The 21,094-nt window shown below is 44.1% G+C and carries 19 protein-coding genes, 2 tRNA genes and 1 pseudogene; 10 read left to right on the plus strand and 12 right to left on the minus strand.

Going from position 1 to position 21,094, the window contains the following annotated elements:
- Positions 1–23 precede the first annotated feature (23 nt).
- Genes H9628_RS04185 through H9628_RS04195 form a run of 3 tightly spaced genes read right to left on the minus strand, consistent with a single transcriptional unit; the run spans position 24 to position 3,513 of the window.
- A complete protein-coding gene (locus tag H9628_RS04185) occupies positions 24–485 on the minus strand; it encodes a hypothetical protein (RefSeq protein ID WP_251832860.1) in 462 nt (153 codons plus the stop codon).
- Positions 486–866, minus strand: coding sequence for a RidA family protein (locus tag H9628_RS04190; protein ID WP_251832861.1), 381 nt, complete (start codon positions 864–866; stop codon positions 486–488).
- Positions 867–921: 55 nt separating this feature from the next.
- The gene (locus H9628_RS04195) at positions 922–3,513 is read right to left on the minus strand and encodes a putative LPS assembly protein LptD (RefSeq protein ID WP_251832862.1); all 2,592 of its coding nucleotides are present in this window, start codon (positions 3,511–3,513) and stop codon (positions 922–924) included.
- Between the two features lie 56 nt (positions 3,514–3,569).
- Between H9628_RS04195 and H9628_RS04200 the strand changes: the two genes are divergently transcribed.
- From H9628_RS04200 to H9628_RS04220, 5 genes are all read left to right on the plus strand, one after another.
- Positions 3,570–4,856, plus strand: a complete 1,287-nt coding sequence (locus H9628_RS04200; protein ID WP_251832863.1) for an N-acetylmuramoyl-L-alanine amidase family protein — start codon at positions 3,570–3,572, stop codon at positions 4,854–4,856.
- 59 nt (positions 4,857–4,915) lie between these two features.
- Positions 4,916–4,987 (plus strand) — tRNA-Glu (locus H9628_RS04205).
- Positions 4,988–5,076: 89 nt separating this feature from the next.
- The gene (gene rpsT / locus H9628_RS04210) at positions 5,077–5,331 is read left to right on the plus strand and encodes a 30S ribosomal protein S20 (RefSeq protein ID WP_015806952.1); all 255 of its coding nucleotides are present in this window, start codon (positions 5,077–5,079) and stop codon (positions 5,329–5,331) included.
- Between the two features lie 17 nt (positions 5,332–5,348).
- Positions 5,349–5,420: transfer RNA gene (locus tag H9628_RS04215), tRNA-Glu, on the plus strand.
- A 159-nt stretch (positions 5,421–5,579) separates the two neighbouring features.
- Positions 5,580–8,942, plus strand: a complete 3,363-nt coding sequence (locus tag H9628_RS04220; RefSeq protein ID WP_251832864.1) for a methylmalonyl-CoA mutase family protein — start codon at positions 5,580–5,582, stop codon at positions 8,940–8,942.
- Between the two features lie 214 nt (positions 8,943–9,156).
- Here H9628_RS04220 and H9628_RS04225 read toward each other — a convergent pair whose 3' ends face one another.
- On the minus strand, positions 9,157–9,477 hold the full coding sequence (locus H9628_RS04225) for a four-helix bundle copper-binding protein (protein WP_251832865.1): 321 nt from the start codon (positions 9,475–9,477) through the stop codon (positions 9,157–9,159).
- Positions 9,478–9,616: 139 nt separating this feature from the next.
- Between H9628_RS04225 and H9628_RS04230 the strand changes: the two genes are divergently transcribed.
- A complete protein-coding gene (locus H9628_RS04230) occupies positions 9,617–10,726 on the plus strand; it encodes a serine hydrolase domain-containing protein (RefSeq protein WP_251832866.1) in 1,110 nt (369 codons plus the stop codon).
- Here H9628_RS04230 and H9628_RS04235 read toward each other — a convergent pair.
- The 3 genes from H9628_RS04235 to H9628_RS04245 form a co-directional block, all read right to left on the minus strand.
- Positions 10,718–11,314 carry a DUF1989 domain-containing protein gene (locus H9628_RS04235; protein WP_251832867.1) on the minus strand — a complete coding sequence of 199 codons (597 nt, stop codon included), beginning with the start codon at positions 11,312–11,314 and terminating at the stop codon, positions 10,718–10,720. The genes H9628_RS04230 and H9628_RS04235 overlap by 9 nt on opposite strands.
- Entirely contained in the window at positions 11,315–12,025 is a 711-nt protein-coding gene (gene gntA / locus H9628_RS04240) for a guanitoxin biosynthesis heme-dependent pre-guanitoxin N-hydroxylase GntA (protein ID WP_251832868.1), read from the minus strand.
- A gap of 80 nt (positions 12,026–12,105) precedes the next feature.
- Positions 12,106–13,029 carry an MBL fold metallo-hydrolase gene (locus H9628_RS04245; RefSeq protein WP_251832869.1) on the minus strand — a complete coding sequence of 308 codons (924 nt, stop codon included), beginning with the start codon at positions 13,027–13,029 and terminating at the stop codon, positions 12,106–12,108.
- Between the two features lie 94 nt (positions 13,030–13,123).
- Between H9628_RS04245 and H9628_RS04250 the strand changes: the two genes are divergently transcribed.
- From H9628_RS04250 to H9628_RS04260, 3 genes are all read left to right on the plus strand, one after another.
- Positions 13,124–13,705: an outer membrane beta-barrel protein gene (locus H9628_RS04250; protein WP_251832870.1), complete on the plus strand. Its 582-nt coding sequence runs from the start codon at positions 13,124–13,126 to the stop codon at positions 13,703–13,705.
- Positions 13,706–13,793: 88 nt separating this feature from the next.
- On the plus strand, positions 13,794–14,348 hold the full coding sequence (gene ruvC / locus H9628_RS04255) for a crossover junction endodeoxyribonuclease RuvC (RefSeq protein WP_251832871.1): 555 nt from the start codon (positions 13,794–13,796) through the stop codon (positions 14,346–14,348).
- Between the two features lie 247 nt (positions 14,349–14,595).
- Positions 14,596–15,663, plus strand: a complete 1,068-nt coding sequence (locus tag H9628_RS04260; RefSeq protein WP_251832872.1) for a DUF4407 domain-containing protein — start codon at positions 14,596–14,598, stop codon at positions 15,661–15,663.
- Positions 15,664–15,720: 57 nt separating this feature from the next.
- Here H9628_RS04260 and H9628_RS04265 read toward each other — a convergent pair whose 3' ends face one another.
- The 5 genes and pseudogenes from H9628_RS04265 to guaB all read right to left on the minus strand — a co-directional run bounded on the left by H9628_RS04265 (position 15,721) and on the right by guaB (position 20,348).
- Positions 15,721–16,293, minus strand: coding sequence for an SCO family protein (locus tag H9628_RS04265; RefSeq protein WP_251832873.1), 573 nt, complete (start codon positions 16,291–16,293; stop codon positions 15,721–15,723).
- Between the two features lie 8 nt (positions 16,294–16,301).
- Entirely contained in the window at positions 16,302–17,138 is an 837-nt protein-coding gene (locus tag H9628_RS04270; RefSeq protein ID WP_251832874.1) for a formylglycine-generating enzyme family protein, read from the minus strand.
- 36 nt (positions 17,139–17,174) lie between these two features.
- Positions 17,175–18,194: pseudogene (nirK, locus tag H9628_RS04275) on the minus strand (copper-containing nitrite reductase); the annotation flags it as partial.
- Positions 18,195–18,330: 136 nt separating this feature from the next.
- Entirely contained in the window at positions 18,331–18,774 is a 444-nt protein-coding gene (locus H9628_RS04280; RefSeq protein ID WP_251832875.1) for a DUF6759 domain-containing protein, read from the minus strand.
- Positions 18,775–18,887: 113 nt separating this feature from the next.
- A complete protein-coding gene (gene guaB, locus H9628_RS04285; protein WP_251832876.1) occupies positions 18,888–20,348 on the minus strand; it encodes an IMP dehydrogenase in 1,461 nt (486 codons plus the stop codon).
- Between the two features lie 161 nt (positions 20,349–20,509).
- On the opposite strand from guaB, the gene ruvA reads away from it, so the two are divergent.
- Positions 20,510–21,094, plus strand: a complete 585-nt coding sequence (gene ruvA, locus H9628_RS04290; RefSeq protein ID WP_251832877.1) for a Holliday junction branch migration protein RuvA — start codon at positions 20,510–20,512, stop codon at positions 21,092–21,094.

Here is a 21,094-nt window from a genome sequence, read left to right on the forward strand (position 1 = left end):
AACAATATAAAAAAGCGCGACTCTTACTGGGCCGCGCTTTTTCTATGCATTTGGCGCTTGAGTCGGCGTTTTTTCCGCTCGTAAATAACTTCAGTGATCTTCCCGCCAATCCACGAAAACGGAAAGAAAGTGAGGAAAATCAAAATTTTGTAGAAAGTGGGATGATAGGGAAAAATTATGATGTCCAGCATCGCTATAAACAGGAGGATGAACCCAATGAGGATTGCATAGGCAACTTTTGCGTATTTCACAATGATAGCCGTGATGACGCCGCCTACCGTTGCTGCAATACCTGAAGAAATGAGCAGTGCTACGAAAAAGTAAGGTTTATGCTCCATTGCCATGAGAAGTGTTTCCCAATGCTGAAACGGTGCGAACTCATCGTAAGTAATCCAGGCCGAATTGAGTCTCACGCCAAGTGAGATCAGTACACCCGCTACACCGAGCCCTACCAGTACCCCTATCGTATTTCGAAGGAAATTCATTTAGAATTGATGTGCAATCATTGATATTTCGATGTCCACATTTTTTGGCAGGCATGAAACCTGTACCGTTTCGCGTGCCGGATAATGATCAGCATCCAGATAGGACGCGTAGATATCGTTCATTACCGCAAAATCATCCATATTTTTAAGGAAAATCGTCGCCTTCACCACATTTTTAAATGAAAGTCCTGCCTCGCTTAAGATGGCCTGCAGGTTTTTCATCACCTGGTGAGTCTCCTTGTCTATGCCTTCTACCAGTTTTCCGGTTTCCGGATTTAGCGGTATTTGGCCTGAAATGTACAGTATTCCGTTGGCGAGATTGGCCTGCGAATACGGACCAATTGCAGCCGGAGCGTCAGGAGTAGATATAATAGTTTTCATATCAAATTATTGTGTGGCAAATATAAACTAATGTTTAATTCTTTCAAAAATATTCTTAGAATGGCGCGTTCGGCTGGTTAAAGCTGCGGTCTTTGTACTTCAGCGCGTCCCGAAGAATATTTGCTTTGATGCCGATGAAGAAATCGTACACTTTATATGGGCCGTACGGGATCCAGTTGAAATTAATGGTGAAACTTCGCTGGTCACGTGAGAAACCTAGCTGTGTTGTGGCGATTTCCTTTGAAATCACGTCATAGTATAGGTTTCCGGTAATGTTCCAGTAAGGCGTGAGTTTTATGCTGCCGTCAAGCCCAATTGAAGCCATCTTGTTGCCGAAACGTGTGAGACTTCTTGTGTAGCTGTATTGCGCATTGATATTTAAAGTCCAGGGTTGTGAAAACTGTGAATAGTTATCCTCATCGAAATAATAGTTCTCATTCCGGATCTCACCCTTCTTCGTGTATTTTTTGGAGATATCTTCCGCATCTTTTTTCTTAAAGATATCGCTGCTCAGCGGATAAGAAAGTTGCGCATTGAAACCCTGAACACTGAAATGACCGAAATTCTCAGTCCTTACACCAATATTCTCGCCAGGTGCGAACGTGATTTCGTAGGGTTCAAGATTCAAACCTGTATTGATATTCAGCTTTTCAAAAATTGTCGTCTGACCATTAAATGAAAATATGGACCAACGGTTTGAAGGTGCAGCGAAGTTGTAATTCGTATTAAAATTTAAGCTTTCAAAGATCTTGATCTTGCGTGTGCCTACAGAATCGTTTTTAGATTTCACCTTCATCTCCAGGTTGTTGTTGATGGAAAAACTCAGTGCCTGCACAAGTCCGGAATTCGGCGATCCAATGATTCCACGGTCGAAAATGGAGTAGGGCGTCATCTCTCCACGGTCATTGTAGTAATTTTTGTAATACCCAAATCCCGGCGTAGAAAAATCGGGCGAGTACGTGAAACCTATCTGCGGTGTCATCATGTGCCTGATTGCCTGCACAGCCGAACTTCTTTTGAAATTCAGCATTCCGTAAAGTACAGTTTGAAGACTGGCACCTGTGGAAAAGGAAGAGTAGCCGGTGATTTTCTTATTAAAGGTATCTTCTACATTATTGGTTACAGGGTTATAAGCGCGCGACAGTGATTTGGTAGTCAGTGCGTTATCTACGTTTGCGTTTAGTGAGAAGGTGAAATATTTAGCAATTGTGGTATTGGTTCCAAGAACGATATTATTTTTAAGACCGGTTTGCATTTTATCCCACATTGCACCGGTAAATAGCTCGTTCTCATTGGTCTGAACGTAATTGTTAAAATTCAGGCCTGTATTGACGGTGATGTTTTCTAATAATCCCTGTCTGATGCCGGTTTTCGGCTTGAACAGATAAAATTGGTTAATGGCTACATTAAGTACCGGAAGTTTCAGATCTGCGAGTCCTGTAGAAAAGTTCTGCGAATATGATGATGTTCCAGTGATGGTAACAGGCAGCGTAAGGAATCGTTTTACAACACTGACACTGGAGTTTTGCTGTGCGTTGAGGTTGTTCTGGTTGAATGCGTAATTGTTGTTTACCGTATTGTTGTAAAATTTGTTGCTCACCACATCTACTGAGGCCGCAAATGTAAGGAATGGGTTGGCTTTCGCATCCTGCTGATGACGCCAGGCGATACGGTAGGTCCCGGTTTTCGAATAATCTGAAAGTCCTTTAATGCCACGTATTGTAGTACCTATATCCGCGGAAAAGTTGCCGGTGTAGCGGTAATTTTTCTTGTAATTGACCTCGGGCCTTAATGTCCAGCTGCCTTTTGTGTAAATATCTGCGAGTATTTTAAGGTCAAAATGGTCACCGATCGGCTGGTAATATCCCAAAGAGTTAAGGAAAAAGCCTACATCTTCACGCTCACCAAAACTCGGGATCAATATCCCCGCGCTGCGCTTGTCGGAGAAAGGCAAAATGGCAAAGGGCATGACGAGCGGGGTAGGAACCTGCTCCACATACAGTTGGATGGGCCCGGTGATCACCTGTGATTTATCTTTTCCTTTGATAAGTTTGATGTTGGGCGCCAACAGATAGTAATCGGCGATCGTATCTTTCTTTTGGATAAAATATTCGTCTGTGGTGTACTTTCCGCGACGCATATAGAAGACCGAATCATTGTATTTTTTGGTTCTTTCCGCGATGATCACACCTTCGCTTTCCTCCGTTCGGGCATTGAAGGCAATAGCTTGGCGCGTCTTTATATTGTAGGTAAATTCGTCGTATTCGTACTTTTTACCGCCCTGGTCGGCCACGGCCGGGGTTTTTATGCGGCCCAGAGAATCGAGCTCGCCGCGCGCGAAGATCAAAGATTTGTTCCAGTCGATCGATATATAATCTGCATCGATCTGCATATCCTGATATTTTACCTGCGCCTTGCGGTTGAGGTAAGTCATCTTTTTAGGGATGTCATTCCGGATGTTTTCCGCCTTCGATTCTACCACTGCCTGAAGTTGTTCAGGTGTGACCTTCAGTGTATCAGCGACTCTTGCGGTATCGTTAAGTGCCTTATTTTCAGACAAATTTTGAGCATGTATATTTGCTAAAATATTGTTAAAAATTAGGATTATTAGGAATAGAAATATATTTTTGAAGCCAGTTTTGACCAATGCGTTGTTTTTGTGGAATTTGGGGTCAAAATTAGCATAAATTTTAAACTTTGAAGATGATTAACTCCAGTTTTTCTCCTAAAAAATATTTTCTCCTTTTCGGCATTTTATTCTCCATTTTCAGTTTCGCTCAAAAGAAATTCACCATCGTGCTCGATGCGGGTCATGGCGGTTCAGATCATGGAGCCAACCGTTATTACGGTGACCTGGGAACGGTGCGCGAAAAGGATATTACGCTGTCCGTCGTGCTGAAGGTGGGCCGTATGCTCGAGAAAAACAAAGATTACAAAGTGATCTACACCCGGAAAATCGACGAATATCCATCGCTTACGGAGCGTACAACATTGGCAAACCGTAGTAAAGCAGATTTATTTATCTCCGTTCACGTAAATGCAAATACGAAAACTTCACCCTACGGAACCGAGACTTTCGTGCAGGGACCGGATCAGAACAAAACCAATTTAGAAGTTGCAAAGGCAGAAAACGACGTGATCTTCCTGGATGAGAAAGACCGTGAGATGTTCGCATCCTATGACCCGAAGTCTCCGGAATCGCTCATTGCACTGAAAATACAGCAAAGCAAGTATCTCGAGAGCAGCCTTCTTTTCGGGAGTTTTGTAGAAGAAAACTTCGTGAAGAGAGACAAGCGCTTTTCGCGCGGGGTGAAGCAGCAAAACCTTCACGTGCTGAGACTGAATGCAATGCCATCGGTGCTTATCGAAACAGGCTTTGTAAGTAATTATGACGAGGCGGTTTATCTGGCTTCAGAAAAAGGTCAGGATGAGATTGCGGAAAGTATTTACCAGGCGGTGCTGAGTTATAAAAAAGCGTTGGAACGCAACGGGTCTGCATCAGCGCCCCGCGAAGTGGAAAAACCGGAAGAAAAACCGTTGAAGAATGACTTCCGCATATTATTGATGTCTACACCTACTAAATATACCAGCACGGATCCGGCACTGAAAGGATTAAACTATATCCTGCCAATAAAAGAAAACGGCATGTATAAATATTATTACAGCACTACCAATCTCGCGTCGGTGCGGGATAATAACCTGAAAACTGCCAAAGATGCCGGCTTCCGAAACGCGACTTCTATCTCATTTGTGCCTAATCAAAAACTTGGTGTAGGTTATTACAGACTAGAGTTGGCCGTGACTGCGCAAAAACTCAGTTCAAATTCTTATATGCTGAATACAGTGAAAGATATTACGCGTACCAAGGAAAACGGCAAGTTTTACTACACTTACGGACGTTTCAGCACACTGGAAGAGGCTGTGAAGATGCAGAAAACACTGGAGGATAAAGGAATCAAGAATACCGTCATCGAAAAAGTTTTAAAATAAGACTTTTCGGTATTGCAGGATTAAAAGTTTATTGATAGTTTTGCAGTCCCTAAAACAAAGGCCTATTCGTCTAGTGGTAAGGACTCAAGATTTTCATTCTTGCAACAGGGGTTCGATTCCCCTATAGGCTACTAAAGAATAGAAAATTTAGAAAAAAAAGAAAATATATTTTGTAACTTAAAAAGATTTTATATCTTTGCACCCAAGTTTTTAAAAGGATATGGCAAATCATAAATCAGCGCTGAAGAGACTCAGACAAAACGAAAAGAAGAGACTAAGAAACAGATACTATCATAAGACTGCTAGAACAGCTTTGAAGGTACTGCGTAATGAAGAGGATAAGACTGCTGCTACAGAGCAATTGCCAAAAGTAATCTCTTTGTTGGATAAATTGGTGAAGAAAAACATTATCCACAAAAACAAAGCGGCTAACTTAAAAAGCAAATTAACTAAGCACGTTAACAAACTGGCTTAATTATATAAAAAGCGTCCGGCCCGTTCGTCTATCGGTTAGGACCTCAGATTTTCATTCTGGTAAGAGGGGTTCGATTCCCCTACGGGCTACAAAACTTCCGAATTTATTTCGGAAGTTTTTTTATGTCTGAATTTCCCATTGTCAGGCTGAAAATTCCCTTTAAAAAGGGAGAATTCTCTCTCTTCCTTATTCTTCTGTTTTCCTAAAATTTCAAAAAAACCTATCTTTGGACCTTATCGAAATTACTTATGGAAACCCAAAAATATTCTCCTAAAAACAAAATACGGATTGTAACTGCTGCTGCGCTCTTCGACGGGCACGATGCTGCCATCAATATCATGCGCCGCGTGATCCAGGCCACGGGCGTAGAAGTGATTCACCTGGGCCACGACAAATCTGCTGAGGAAGTAGTGAACTGTGCGGTGCAGGAAGATGCAAATGCCATTGCGCTAACTTCTTACCAAGGTGGACACAACGAGTATTTTAAATATATCTACGATCTTTTGAAGGAGAAAAACGCCTCTCACATCAGGATATTTGGCGGCGGTGGAGGTGTAATCCTTCCGGAAGAGATTAAAGATCTGATGGATTATGGGATTACGAGAATATATTCTCCGGATGATGGCCGTGAACTTGGCCTGCAGGGCATGATCGACGACCTAGTTCAGAAATCCGACTACGCGACGGGAGAAAATGTTACCGTAGAAAATTTAGATAAAATAAGCTTTGACGATGCCAGGTCGATTGCTGAAGTGATTTCAGCGGTTGAAAATTTCTCCGAAAGCAAAACCGATTTGGTTAAAGAAATAGACGCCAGAGCTGAAAATTCCACAATCCCGATTATTGGCATCACCGGTACAGGCGGTGCAGGGAAATCCTCATTGACTGACGAACTTGTGAGAAGATTCCTAAGGTCCAACCCTGAGAAAAAAATCGCCATCATTTCCATAGACCCGTCCAAGAAAAAAACAGGCGGTGCATTGCTTGGCGACAGGATCCGGATGAATTCCATCAACGACGCGCGTGTTTATATGCGTTCGATGGCAACGCGTGAGAATAATGTTTCAGTTTCGCCGTATATCCATTCGGCTTTAAATGTCCTGAAAATTTCAAAACCCGATGTCATCGTACTGGAAACTTCAGGTATTGGACAGTCCGGTTCGGAAATTACTGAAATTGCTGATGTTTCCATGTACGTCATGACGCCGGAATACGGCGCCTCTACCCAGCTGGAGAAAATTGACATGCTGGATTATGCCGACCTTATCGCACTGAATAAATCGGACAAACGCGGTGCGCTGGACGCGCTGCAGGCCGTTAAAAAGCAATATCAGCGAAACCATGTACTCTTCGAGCAGCCGCTGGAAGAAATGCCCGTATATTCCACAAAAGCCAGCCAGTTCAACGATTGGGGAACTACAGAGCTTTATAATGAACTTATTAAAAAAGTTAACGCGAAGTTTGAAGGTTTAAACCTCAGCGAATATGTGGAGCAGAATGTTTCAGAAGAAACGACCATCATTCCGCCGAAAAGAGTCCGTTATTTGTCTGAAATCGTGGACACGAACCGTGCTTACGATAAAGAAGTAGAAAACCAGGCACTCATCGCCAAGAAGATGTACCTCGTGGAGGGCGCGAAAGCACTTATCCAGGACGATCAGCATACGCATGACAAGCTTGAAAAAGTTTTCCTGAAAACCAAAAAAGAACTTTCCGAAGAAAACGCAGCCTTCCTGCACGGCTGGCATCATTTCAAAGAAGAGTTGGAAGCGGATACTTACTCTTACTTTGTGCGCGGAAAAGAAATTAAAGTTCAGACCAAGTCTGAAACACTGTCACACCTTAAGATTCCAAAGATCGCTTTGCCAAAATTCCAGGACTGGGGCGACCTCATCCGTTGGAAAGGCCAGGAAAATGTTCCCGGATCCTTCCCTTTTACTGCGGGAATCTACCCATTTAAAAGAACAGGTGAAGACCCTACAAGAATGTTTGCCGGCGAAGGCGGACCGGAAAGGACCAACCGAAGATTCCATTATGTTTCGGCGGAGATGGACGCCAAAAGGCTTTCCACCGCATTTGATTCGGTGACGCTTTATGGTCAGGATCCGGCTTTACCACCGGATATCTACGGTAAGATCGGTAACGCGGGTGTTTCCATCGCTACGCTGGATGATGCGAAGAAACTTTACTCCGGTTTTGATTTGGTAAATGCCATGACTTCGGTATCTATGACCATCAACGGTCCGGCGCCGATGCTGCTGGCTTTCTTTATGAATGCCGCCATTGACCAGAACTGTGAGAAATATATTGAGGAAAATAACCTTTGGGATAAAGTTGAGGCCAGACTCAAAGAAAAATTCGACGATAAAGGACTGAACCGCCCAACTTACAGCGGCGACTTGCCACCAAGCAACAACGGTTTAGGTTTGAAATTACTTGGACTTACCGGTGATGAAATTCTGGACGCTGATATTTATGCTAAAATTAAAGCAGAAACTATTGCAACCGTTCGCGGAACTGTCCAGGCGGATATCCTGAAAGAAGACCAGGCACAGAACACGTGTATTTTCTCCACGGAATTTGCGTTGAGGCTGATGGGTGACGTTCAGGAATACTTCATCAAAGAAAAAGTAAGGAACTTCTATTCGGTTTCCATTTCAGGTTACCATATTGCTGAAGCGGGCGCCAACCCAATTTCGCAGCTGGCCTTTACCCTGGCCAACGGTTTCACTTATGTGGAATACTACCTGAGCCGCGGCATGGACATCAACGATTTTGCTCCAAACCTATCGTTCTTCTTCTCCAACGGCATCGATCCGGAATATGCTGTGATCGGGCGTGTAGCCAGAAGAATTTGGGCCAAAGCAATGCGCGAAAAATACAACGCCAACGAAAGAAGCCAGATGCTGAAATATCACATCCAGACTTCCGGTCGTTCGCTGCACGCGCAGGAAATTGACTTCAATGATATCAGGACTTCTCTGCAGGCACTTTACGCCATCTACGACAACTGTAACTCACTCCATACCAATGCTTATGACGAAGCCATTACGACGCCAACTGAAGAGTCGGTAAGACGTGCGATGGCCATCCAGCTGATCATCAATAAAGAACTCGGTCTGGCGAAAAACGAGAATCCACTACAGGGTTCATTCATTATCGAAGAGCTAACCGATTTGGTGGAAGAAGCTGTCTATGCGGAATTTGACAGGATCACGGAAAGAGGCGGCGTGCTGGGTGCTATGGAAACGATGTACCAGCGTTCCAAGATCCAGGAAGAATCCATGCATTACGAATGGCTGAAACATACGGGTGAATATCCGATTATCGGTGTGAACACTTTCCTTGGGAAGGACGGTTCCCCAACTGTATTGCCAGGAGAAGTCATCCGTTCTACCGAGGAAGAAAAGCAGATGCAGATTAGAAACCTGCACAATTACCAAAGTTCCAATTCCGCCAATACCCAAAACGCGCTGAAATCCCTTCAGCATGGCGCCATCAATCAGCAAAACTTGTTTGAACTGATGATGGAAGCGGTAAAATACTGTTCGTTGGGTCAGATTACCAATGCGCTGTTTGAAGTGGGTGGTATGTACAGAAGGAATATGTAGATGGTTAGAAGTTAGAGGTTAGAAGTTAGAAGTTAGACTGGAGACCATAAACAATTAATCCATTTATATAAAAACCGTGTCAAGTGCTTTGCCTGACACGGTTTTTTATTTAGCCCTGATTGAGCGGTTTGTTTGAGCTCTTTTCCCTGGTGCGGCGGCTTCGCCGCCCCAGGGAAAAAGCGAGCCGCGAAAGCAGGTTCCCGGCTCCCAAAAATCAATTCATAAATGATCGGCAAGCTTCCGCACATTCGCGGCAGGCACGGGCACATTCGCGGCAGTGATCGTGTTCGTGCTTCTCACACTCTGCTGCACATTCGTCACAGATCCGGATGCAGACTTCAAGCAAATCAACAATGTTGGTGTATTGGGTCGCGGCCACGTGATGTACCGCCGTACACACCGCCGCGCAAACGCGGTCCGTACGGATGCAGTTGACCATATGATGCACATGTTCTTCTTCCAGACACGCATCTGCGCAGTGATTACATGCCGCGATGCAGGCTGCCAGTTTTTCTAATAGCATTTCCTTGTTCATAATTTTGCTTTTTTGGTTGGTAAAACTGCAACAAGGTTCCTGCCATGATGCAGAAATAAAATTTGAACCTGAATTTTGATGCCGTCATATTACCTTCTGCCACGGTTTTTGCACTTGGGAAGGAATAAAACTCAGCGTCTTGAAGAAAAACTATCTGTGGACCTTACTTATTTTAAGTATTGGAACGTCGTGCTCTACCGAAAAGGCGGTTCCCGCAAAACCGGAAATTTCCCAACACCAACTATATATTGATGCCTTAGCTGAAGTTCAGGAAAGAATATTGGCCTCGAGGATTGATTCTGTTTGCTCAAATTCAGGTTTTAACGGTTCTGTTTCGGTCACTAAAGCCGAAAAAGTCATCTATAAGCGGGTGGCAGGTTTCGAGGATTTCAGGACTAAAAAAGCCTTGACAGATAAATCTGTATTTGCAGTCGGTTCGGTAAGTAAGCAGTTTACGGCGGCGCTGATACTTGCGCTCGAAGAACAAGGTAAATTATCCACCGCAGATCTGGCGGGTAAATATTTGAAAAGTTTTAGCAGAAAGCCGTTCGATAAAATCACGATTCATCAAATTTTAAATCACACTTCAGGGATTACTGATGTGGGTCCCGGGCTGATATCTAAACCCGGAGCAGAATTTCATTATTCAAATAAAGGATATCGGGTTTTGGGCGAAATCATAGAAAAAGCTTCGGGCAAAACGTATGACGATAATTTCCGTGAACTTTCGCGAAAAGCAGGTATGGTTTCCAGTTTTACCGCTGACCACTTTGAAGGTGAATATTTGGCGGGAGCCTATTTTGGGAATCCAGAACGTTATAAATCGGTTCCGAATATGCCCGAACGCTTGGCCCAGGCCACAATATCGGTAGCCGCCGGCGGAGTTTTGTCCACTTCGGCAGATCTCCATAAGTGGAATCTGGCGCTGCACGAAGGAAAACTTTTCAAGCCCGAAACTTTAGAAAAGATGCGTACCAAAACCTCTGGTACCAAGCATCCGGTTTTAGGAGAAGTGGGTTATGGCTACGGCATTATGATGAGTGAAAGTCCAGAAGCGTACTTTCATTCAGGTTATGTTAAGGGTTCGCCATCGCTGCTGATTTATTATCCTTCGTCGCGAACTTCGGTCGTTATCCTCTCAAACATTGCCGATATGGATAAAGGTAAATCCTTTGTATTCCGTCCGCACAAGAAAATTAAAGAAATAATGGATGGTGTGGAACGTAATAAACTCTGGAATCTAAACTGAATCTGAAATTGAATAATGGATTGGTTTGAAAGTACCGCCATTGCTGTCCTCAGCGGAACAGGCCGTCAGGCATACAAGCAAATCCATCATCGCCTCAAAACGCACAAAGTCACCCGGTTTCGAAGTAGGTGGTAGGACGGAAATCTTTCCCTTTTCGTTAAACTGTACATTCATGAAAATGTTGAAAGCCGTTGGAATATCGTCCTGCGTTAAGCCGAAAGGTTCCAGATTCTTGGTGAGGTTTTCCAGGCAACTCGGGTGATAACCTGTGTGGTCATACATTATTTCAAATGTTTCCTTACTGCAGGGTGCGAGGAGGAAATCATTGCGGCCGTTGGTGTCCTCAATGATTTTCACCATTTTGTTTGATCGGTTGCTCCACAAAAAATTTCCGGCAGTCAGCAGGATTGATTCCTCAAAATCCAGCGTTTTTCCGGAAGAAATTTTCTCTGAGTGATCGTGACGGTTCAGCATCACCATATCGCTTACCTGCTGCCCTTGCGGATCAGTCACGGTGAGAATCTGACCTTTATTCAGTAGGAAAGCCTTTCCCGTTTGCGGCTTGATAATCTGTATTTGGTGCGACATTTAGTTGTGTTTGTGGTGAAAAGGGCATTTCCAGGCATCTTCTACGTTTCGTCCGCTATACTGCCGACTTTCTGAGTCATCACCGAAATCTTTCAGCACAGGATTAATGCTTCCCTGCAGATTTTTGTCATTCTGCCGGATCATGTCGCGCACTTTTTCGTACGTTCCCATTGAACGAAGCTTTTCAAACTGACTGTGCAGGTTGAAAGTTAAAGCCGTAAACGGCGCCTGCCTTGCCATTCGTGAACTTGCAGGATGCATGCCGATCACATAGAAAGCTTTGCCATGAAGACTGAAACTGAATTCTGCATCATCCGGATTGTGACTCACAGTTGAATCCCATTCACTTGGATCGGCATCGTGCAGAGACTGAAGGGTTTTCCAGAGCGCATTCTCAAAACCTACTTCGTCGCTGAAGTAATTATTCGGAAATACAGCAATGAACGACCGGAATTCCATCGTGTCATGTTTTACATTGCTTATATACGTTTTTATGTCATCGAGCAAAGTGGTGATGCATTCGGGAGTGTGCATGTCTCCATAGGTATGCATGTCGTAATTTTTCATCTTGAAGACAGATTTCGCCATGATGCATGGGTGCGCACCCTCCTGCACAAAAGCGCTGAATTTTGTCTCGATGTTTTTGTGATCAGTAGTCGATATAGTGGAAGTTCTCATCATCATTGATTTTACAGTTTGGCCTTTGTACATTAATTTTTAGTACGCAGTGCGACACTGTAAATACAACAATGATACCACCAAAGGGCATGGTATTGCTAAAACTGATCTCTTTAGCTCTCTAAGGTTTTGCGGAGTTCGGTGAGGAAGCCGGCAAATCTTTCGGGCGTCTTTCGGTTCTCAAATCCCGGAATATAGGCGTGTTCCTTTAATAGTTGCTCGGTAGATTTACCTTCCGCTAACGCTTTCAACATAAACGTATTTGAAGCTTCAAGAAAATTTATCATTTCCCGCAGATTTTCCTTTTTGCCGTTCGCAAGTTCAGGAGTGGGCGCATGACCAAAAATAAACTGAGTGTCATCACTGAAGGTCTCAAGGGTTTTCTCCAGTACTTTTATCCAGCTTCTCGAGTCCGATCCGTCAGGCGTTCGGTAGACTGGTATCATGTTGATAAACATCAGATCGCCCATATGTACTACATTGTCTTTTTCGAAATGATAGATTGCATCACCAAAAGTGTGACCGTTCCCGAAATGGTATGCACGTATTTTTTCCCGACCCAAATCTATGGCAAACGTTTCATCGAAAAGTTCCGTTGCGTACCGCTGCTCAGTCAGTTTATTGCTTTTTTCAGCTGCAAGCCGCTGAAGTTCGGGCACGCGGCTGTGTGCCACAACCTTTATTTTTTGATCTTTGAATGAAATGTTTCCCGAGGTGTGATCGCCGTGGTGATGGGTGTTCAAAAGATACAGGACTGGTTTTGCTTTGGCTGAAATTCCGTCTAACACCGGCTGTATCGAATCCGGAAACTGGGAATCGACGACCACAAAACCTTCTTTAGTTTCGAAAATACCTACAGTACCGCCTTTGTTGGTGTAGCGTGAAACATTTCCGCGAACAGTTTTTAAATCGCCACCTGATGCAAGTTCTAGCGGCTGATACAGCATGCGCTGAGGCGTACAGCTTATGATGGCAGGTAGTGTGGCGAGGCCAAGTCCGGCCAGCGCAGTGTTTGAGAGGAATTCTTTGCGTGTCATAATGAGGTGATTTTGGTTAAATTAAAACTACAAAAAATATTAATCCCGATTTGTGTCTCCACCGCATTAAGTTTATTTTTGGCGAAAATTATATATGAACAGAATTGTACTTGCTGCGGCGGTTTTCGCTGCTACTTTTTTAAACGCCCAAAAATTCGAAGCAGGAATTAAAGTGGGTTATGTAAACTCTACATTAGACCTTACTGTTGATGGCCAAAAGCAACAGGTAGATCCTAAGCACAACGTATATATGAGCGTTCCTATCGAGTACCATGCGCACAAAAACGTTTCAATATTCACGGAGCTTGCAATGGCAGGTTTGGGTGGTGAAAACCTGAATTTTGGTGGCGAACGCAGCAGACTACACCTAACTACAGTTTATTTCCCTGTGGGAGTAAAGCTTTATCCGGTAGAAAGATTTGCGTTGGTAGGCGCGTATAATTTTGGCTTTGTGACAAATGCTTTAGGCAAACAGGATGGCGAAGAAGTAGATTTTGAAGACCTTCACAAAGGCAACAGTTCGTTTTCCTTTGGTGCAGAATACCGTTTTACGCCAAACTTTTCGGCGGAAGCGAAATACAATATCGGAACCAGCAATATCGCAAAGGAAAGTCCGGGTGTGGTGATGAAAAACAATTTCCTGCAGATCGGTGTAGGTTACTATTTTCAAAATTAAATCTTCAATGATTAAAGCCGGATTAAGTTCCGGTTTTTTTATGCTGAACAGGTGAAGCGGTTTAATTTAAACCATCTATTTTTGTAGTGTGCAAAGCGAAAAAATAATATTAGGGATCGATCCGGGAACCACAATTATGGGTTTCGGACTCATTTCTGTAGTGAAAGGAAAGATGGAAATGATCTCAATCCACGAGCTTATTCTTAAGAAATATCCAAACCACGAAACCAAACTGAAAGTGATCTTCGACAAAACACTCGCGCTTATCGACGAATTTCATCCTGATGAAGTCGCGCTGGAAGCACCTTTCTTTGGCAAAAACGTGCAATCTATGCTGAAGTTGGGCCGCGCGCAGGGTGTCGCGATGGCAGCCTCGCTGCACCGCAACATTCCGATCACGGAGTATTCACCAAAAAAAATAAAAATGGCGATCACAGGAAACGGAAATGCGAGCAAAGAGCAGGTCGCCGGCATGCTGCAGAGCCTGCTGAACCTCAAAGAATTTCCTACAAAATACCTCGATGCATCAGATGGTCTCGCCGTGGCGGTTTGCCATCACTTCAATTCCGGGAATGCTGTGACAGAAAAGAATTACACCGGTTGGGAGAGTTTTCTGAAAGCAAATCCGGACCGTCTGAAGTAATTTTTCAAGGAGCAACACAGGTATTACACTTGCGGCGGGTGGTACCGGCTTTCAACTCTATCCCGCCGCGGCGGGGATGCCGTTTCAATCCGGGCTAAAAGACCGGAACCTCACCTTTCCACGGTAATGTGCTCTGTTTCAACAAAACGATTTTGTAAAACAATTTACACAGTTTATACAACACATTTACTTGGCTAAACCTAATACTATTTGTAACATTGATACGTTAAAAGCTACAAATCAGATTATGAAAGTTTCACAACCACAACCTGTCATCAGCCGCCGAATGAATTGGTTCCAGAAGTTTCTGCTCATCTGTTCGGGAGGCAATATTCATATTTTACGTAAAACACCGTCTGAATGGAACAAGTTCGCCGGCATCGGCGGCATCGTATTGTTCACGGCGATATTTGCTACGCTTTCCGCGGGTTATGCGATGTTCACGGTCTTTGACGATATCTGGATTTCGGTGGCATTCGCCATTGTCTGGGGATTGATGATCTTTAATTTGGACCGCTACATCGTTTCTTCTATCAAGAAAACGGGAACCTGGTGGAATCAGCTGTTGATGTCGCTGCCTCGATTGATTTTGGCTGCATTCCTGGGAATCATCATTTCTAAACCGCTCGAACTCAAAATATTTGAAAAAGAAGTCAACAAACAGCTCAACACGATCATCCAGCGCAATAAAACCCAGCTTCAGGCTGAAATGAACGGTCGGATTATGCAACAATCGGGTCCGTTTGAAACCGAGAAAAAACAGATTGCCGCGCGTGCTGCCGATTATCAGCGAGCGTATGATTCGGCTGCTGTAGAACTTGAAAAAGAAATTCTAGGTAAACAAAGCGGTCTTACTTCCGGCAAAGTCGGTTTTGGTACCAACGCGAAACGTAAAGCGGAACTAAAGGAACAGCGACGTCAGGATCTCGAAAATTATCAGAAATCCGTTGCGCCACGCCTCGAATATTTAGATAAAGAAATCTCGAAAGTCTATACCAATATTGAAACCGAAAGAAACAAAACCGAAACCTTCGAAGATAAATTCAATGGTTTTGCAGCGCGGCTGCAGGCACTCGACGAACTCGGGAAGAATTCTGCAGTCATCGCACTTGCAGCCGCGTTCATCATGGGTCTTTTCATAACGCTCGAGATAGCGCCGGTGCTGGTGAAACTGATTTCCGCTGCCGGACCTTATGATTACCTGCTCGAAAAGACCGAAAACGATTATCGGCTATATTCAAAAGAAAAAATTGAAAAAGGTAATGCCGGCACCGATTGGCGAATCGAGGATTTTAAAGATAAACTGGGCAATTAATTCAGATAAAAAATGTCATTGGAATTCCCAATGACATTTTTCTTTATTTTTGGATTCTTAGTTCAAGCCGTTCACCACATTCGCAATATCACCGGCTTTCACGGTTCCTTCTTCCTGACTCACCATTTCACCGTTCTTATCGAACACGCTGATGATATTAGAGTGTGAAAAAAGTATCGGCGTGATTTCCTTGTATTTCACCGCAAGCACATTGGCCAGTTCACGTGTTGATTCCAGATCTCCGCGGAGCAGCGTGTAGGGTTCGCGGTCGATATTTTCACGCTGTGCGTATTTTTTCAGGACTTCAGGCGTATCATTCACCGGGTCTATCGAAACCAAAACCAGCGTCGTTTCTTTCAGTTTGTCTTTGTCTATCTTCTTTTCAACGCTTTTCATATCAGCAACAAGAAGCGGACAAGCCGTTTGGCAAGAGGTGAAAATAAGTACAACCACAAGGTTTTTACCTTTCAGGTCTTTCAGGAACAGTTCTTTTCCTTCCTGGTTTTGCCATTTAGAATCAAGCTGAAAGATGGAGTTGGCGTGTTCGTCCTTTTCCATTGATTTTGCTTCGTTCTCTTTGCACGAAAAAAGCATTAAAAACGAAAATATGATCAGTGCTAAATTTTTCATTTGTTTGTTTAGTTAAGGTCCTTCGCGCACCGGAACCCGAGATTCGAAACCGTGAAATTAGCCTTCAGACTTGCCCGGAACGCGTAACGCATGTACGAAGCGTAATTGAGCGCGTCTGTCGACGTGGTAGCCGCTGCCGCACAGAAAAGCCCTTTGTCATCGAAGTTTCCGCTGCGGGTGTCGCTGGTGGTCATGATAGAATTAAAGTCATCCGTCCACTCCCAAACCAAATCGAACATATTGTAAGCACCCCAATAATTGGGTTTTGAGACCATCGTAGGTTTCAGCTGGCGTTCTTTTTCGTTGTAAAGATTGATCAGATTAGATGAGTAGGTGGGTTTTTCCCTTGCATTGGCGGTTTCTTCATCGGCCATCGCCACATATTCCCATTCATCCAGCGTCGGAAGTCTTTTGCCGGCACTTTTAGAATAAGCTTTTGCGGCAAACCACGAGACGTACGTCACAGCCGCATCCGGATCCGCATTTTTCGGGAGTGTTTCATCGTCCTGCCAATCCTGCAGATAGGTGTCATCAGCAAAGATAGCTTTCACATTGCTGCGTTTCCATTTAGGGTTTTTCTTTACAAAATAGAGAAACTCACGGTTGGTCACCGGTCTTTCATCGAGCAGGAAATCTTTAATTTCCACCAGCGAACTGTCTTCACCGTAAAATGGCTGATATTCGCCACCTTTGATGGTCACCATCTTTACGTCGGGCGTTATTTTTACTTCCTTCGCAATAGTACTGTAGTTATTCGCCTGGTTTTCGGCCGCGGCCTCTCCGCAGCTTTGCATCAGGAAAAAGAAACTGCCGGACCAGAGAATTGTTTTTAAAAATGCTTGCACAGCAGTTTCTCTTTAAAATGATTACTGAACTTTGTGATAAACTTTAGGGTTTTTCTCACCGGTCACTTTCAGGATGCCGATCGCACCCTTGTTGAATGCCCGGAAGATTGAGTGGTCTACCATGATATATTCTCCGGGTTCTTCCACTTTGAATTCTACGATGGTTGCACCACCTGCGGGAATCAGGGTAGTTTGTACATTTTCATTGATTTTGCTGCCGCCTTCCATATAAACGCGGTCGAAAATTTCACCGATTACGTGGAAAGAAGAGGCGAGGTTCGGACCTGCATTACCTACATATAGTCTTACGGTTTCACCCACTTTTGCTTCAAGTTTATTTTCACCCATCAACGCGTTTTTCTTTCCGTTGAAAACCACATAGGTCGGCTTTTCATCTACGCCTTTGTCCTGATCAAACTCCTGAAGTCCTTTTTCATCGGTTTTACCTTTTGTATAGAATTCAGACTGCATGATGTAATATTCACGGTCAACTTTTGGAAGTCCGCCGGCAGGTTCTACCAGGATCAAACCGTACATTCCGTTCGCGATGTGCAGCGGAACGGGTGCTGCGGCACAGTGGTAAACATATAATCCGGGATTTAAAGCTTTAAAGTTGAAAATTGCCGTTTTGCCGGGAGCCACATTGGTCGCTTCTGCACCGCCGCCCGGGCCGTTTACCGCATGAAGGTCGATGTTGTGCGGCATTACGCTGTTGCTGGCATTTTTGAGGTGAAGTTCTACCTCATCACCAACGCGCACGCGGATGAAAGAGCCCGGAACAGTGCGGTTGAAAGTCCAGAATTTATAAGTAACGCCGTCCGCCAGCGTACCTTCTTCTTCAGTAGACTCAAGATGAACGATGACTTTTTTAGCCGCACGGTCACCAATTGCCGCTGGAAGCATCGGAGGATTGAAATGTTTTTGAGTTTCGGTTTCACCACTTACTTTGATGTCCATGGCATTCTCGGTTGCTGTTGCAGAAGAATTTTCGGGATTTTGTTTGCAGGCATGCAGTGTGAGAAGAGCGAGTGCAAGGGTTGCGAGGATCTTATTCATGCTAATAATATTTAATCATTTTTAATAGGACAAAGATATCCGATTTATAGGAATTCTGAAAATTACCCGGTATGAGTTATGTCACCACACATTAAAATCCAGCTAAATTGCAACAGTAATCCCAAAACCACTGTATTTAATTTGTTCTAATCGTGAGGATTACAGAATCAAAGACGCTTTTTTGGGAATAGTATCTGGCAGTACACACATTAGATTTCAGCGTGTAATTTCCTTTATAGATCTTAAAATGATTTTTTGCTTTCCGCGGTACCGGCAAATTGTAAATATGCTTTTGATCTACTGCAATTGCACGAACGATAATGTTGCAGTTCGAAGTGTTTTCTATGACCAACGCGGTGAATGAATCTTCCGGATCGTTGTCATTGAGGAGATAATTCAGCACTTCAGCGGTTTCCTGGGTTTTGTGTTGCTGATCTTTCGCAAAAAGTGTAGCATATTCCGCGGATTCATCATTTATACTGCCAACAGTATTTCGGGGTCCTGCAACTGACGGCGCGGAAAGTGCGTCGCACTGCACAAGTAGGAGGGAGAGCATCGTCAGCGTCAGTAATTTCTTCATCGTCCTAACAAATATAACCAAATATCTCAAATGGAAAAAGAGGATCATTTTCCCAGTTAAACACGAAAAAAGACCGCAAATATTGCGGCCTCTGTTATATTTATTTTAAAAGCTTAAAGCGAATAGTTCGGCGCTTCCTGTGTGATAATCACATCATGCGGATGCGATTCTTTCAGTCCGCTACCTGTAATCATCACCATTTTGCCTTCGCGCTGCAGAGTTTCAATGTCTTTTGTACCGCAGTAACCCATACCGGCCCGAATTCCGCCGGTAAGCTGGAAAACCACTTCTTCCAGTTTTCCTTTGTGGGGAACGCGGCCTTCGATACCTTCCGGCACAAATTTCTTCGCTTCGCTCTGGAAATATCTTTCTTTGCCGCCACGTCTCATCGCCGAAAGTGATCCCATGCCCTGATAAGCCTTGAACTTTCGTCCCTGGAAGATGATTTCCTCACCCGGCGCTTCATCTGTACCTGCAAGCAAAGAACCGAGCATCACAGCGCTTGCGCCGGATGCTAAAGCTTTCACGATATCACCAGACAGCTTTATTCCACCGTCTGCGATCACCGCGACATTTTTGGTTTTTGCATATTCGAAAACATTATAAATCGCGGAAAGCTGAGGAACGCCCACGCCTGCCACAACACGAGTTGTACAGATCGAACCTGGGCCGACGCCTACTTTCAGGATATTTGCACCTGCCTCGATCAAATCTTTGGCGCCATCTGCTGTAACGATATTCCCGCCCACGATATCAAGGTCCGGAAAACCTGCACGAATTTCTTTGATCTTATCTAAGACGCCGCGCGAATGTCCATGCGCGGAATCTACCGCGATAATGTCTACACCAGCTTCCACCAATGCAGAAACCCGGTCCATCGTGTCTTCGCCCACACCGACGCCCGCTCCTACAATCAGGCGGCCGCTCTGGTCTTTGTTCGCATTCGGATATTCCAGTTGATTGTCAATATCTTTTATCGTAATCAAACCTACAAGTTTGAATTCTTTATCTACAATTGGCAATTTCTCGACCCGGTTTTGAAGCAGGATCTCTTTCGCCTGCTCGAGGTTGGTTTCTTTATCGGAAGTGATCAGCTTGTCTTTGGTCATCAGTTCTTCCACCTTAGCGCTGAGGTTTTCCTGATACTTCACGTCGCGGTTGGTAATGATCCCAACCAGTGTATTTTCCGCATCCACAACCGGCAAACCGGAGATTTTGAAATGTGACATCATTTCCTTTGCTTCGGCAAGGGTGTGATCTTTAGACAAAGTCACGGGATCTGAGATCATCCCATTTTCGGAGCGTTTTACGCGGTAGACCTGCGCAGCTTGCTCCTCGACCGGCATGTTTTTATGGATAAAACCGATGCCGCCAACACGTGCCATCGCAATTGCCATTTCAGCCTCCGTTACTGTATCCATCGCCGCGGAGACGATGGGTGCGTTAAGCGTAATTTTGTCGGAAAGTCTTGATTTTAGTGAAACCTGATTTGGTAGAACTTCAGAGTATGAAGGGATAAGAAGTACGTCATCGAAAGTGATGGCTGTCTCCACGATTTTGTTATGTATAGACATCTTTACTTTCTGTGCAAAATTAAAGTTTTTTTACCGAAAAGAAAAACAAGTTCGTCTCTTTATAAACCGCAGCATGATCTCCTTATATTTGCCACTTTTGCATGTCTTATGGGCATAACATGTTAATTTAAAATTTTATCTTTGAAATTCTTAAGATACAAATGATTTATTCGCTTAAAGGGACCGTTCAGGAACTTAATCCCACCTCTGTAATTATCGATGTAAACGGTGTAGGATACTATGTCGGCATCAGTTTGCAAACCTCTGAAAAACTGGTCCTCGGCCAGCCGACTTTCCTTCAGGTCCAGCAGATTATCCGCGAGGATGCGCACCTGCTGTTCGGATTTAACACAATTTCGGAAAAAGAAATGTTCAATCTGTTAATTTCTGTTAACGGTGTTGGGCCCGTTTCTGCAATCATCATGCTCTCGTCGCTTTCGCTTTCTGAGATTTCTGCGGCGATTATGAACAACAATAGTTTGCTTCTGCAAAAGGTGAAAGGAATCGGTGGAAAAACCGCGGAAAGAATCATCGTTGATCTTCGTGATAAGGTGCAGAAATTCACCGTTTCAGCGGAGAATATTTCTAACTTTGTGAATAATAAAGTGAAGGATGAGGCGTTATCTGCATTAGAGGTTTTGGGCATTTCACGCAAGATGAGTGAGCGGATCGCCGACCGTTTATTGAAGGCTGATGCTGAACTTTCGGTAGAAGATTTAGTGAAGCAAATTTTAAAAAATATTTAA

Source organism: Kaistella pullorum, assembly GCF_014837035.1.
In the GTDB taxonomy this organism is placed as follows: domain Bacteria; phylum Bacteroidota; class Bacteroidia; order Flavobacteriales; family Weeksellaceae; genus Kaistella; species Kaistella rhinocerotis.

Coding starts and splice junctions, on each gene's coding strand:
- H9628_RS04185 (WP_251832860.1), bottom strand. CDS start 485: ATGAATTTCCTTCGAAATACGATAGGGGTACTGGTAGGGCTCGGTGTA.
- H9628_RS04190 (WP_251832861.1), bottom strand. CDS start 866: ATGAAAACTATTATATCTACTCCTGACGCTCCGGCTGCAATTGGTCCG.
- H9628_RS04200 (WP_251832863.1), top strand. CDS start 3,570: ATGATTAACTCCAGTTTTTCTCCTAAAAAATATTTTCTCCTTTTCGGC.
- rpsT (WP_015806952.1), top strand. CDS start 5,077: ATGGCAAATCATAAATCAGCGCTGAAGAGACTCAGACAAAACGAAAAG.
- H9628_RS04220 (WP_251832864.1), top strand. CDS start 5,580: ATGGAAACCCAAAAATATTCTCCTAAAAACAAAATACGGATTGTAACT.
- H9628_RS04225 (WP_251832865.1), bottom strand. CDS start 9,477: ATGAACAAGGAAATGCTATTAGAAAAACTGGCAGCCTGCATCGCGGCA.
- H9628_RS04235 (WP_251832867.1), bottom strand. CDS start 11,314: ATGTCGCACCAAATACAGATTATCAAGCCGCAAACGGGAAAGGCTTTC.
- gntA (WP_251832868.1), bottom strand. CDS start 12,025: ATGTACAAAGGCCAAACTGTAAAATCAATGATGATGAGAACTTCCACT.
- H9628_RS04245 (WP_251832869.1), bottom strand. CDS start 13,029: ATGACACGCAAAGAATTCCTCTCAAACACTGCGCTGGCCGGACTTGGC.
- H9628_RS04250 (WP_251832870.1), top strand. CDS start 13,124: ATGAACAGAATTGTACTTGCTGCGGCGGTTTTCGCTGCTACTTTTTTA.
- H9628_RS04260 (WP_251832872.1), top strand. CDS start 14,596: ATGAAAGTTTCACAACCACAACCTGTCATCAGCCGCCGAATGAATTGG.
- H9628_RS04265 (WP_251832873.1), bottom strand. CDS start 16,293: ATGAAAAATTTAGCACTGATCATATTTTCGTTTTTAATGCTTTTTTCG.
- H9628_RS04280 (WP_251832875.1), bottom strand. CDS start 18,774: ATGAAGAAATTACTGACGCTGACGATGCTCTCCCTCCTACTTGTGCAG.
- guaB (WP_251832876.1), bottom strand. CDS start 20,348: ATGTCTATACATAACAAAATCGTGGAGACAGCCATCACTTTCGATGAC.
- ruvA (WP_251832877.1), top strand. CDS start 20,510: ATGATTTATTCGCTTAAAGGGACCGTTCAGGAACTTAATCCCACCTCT.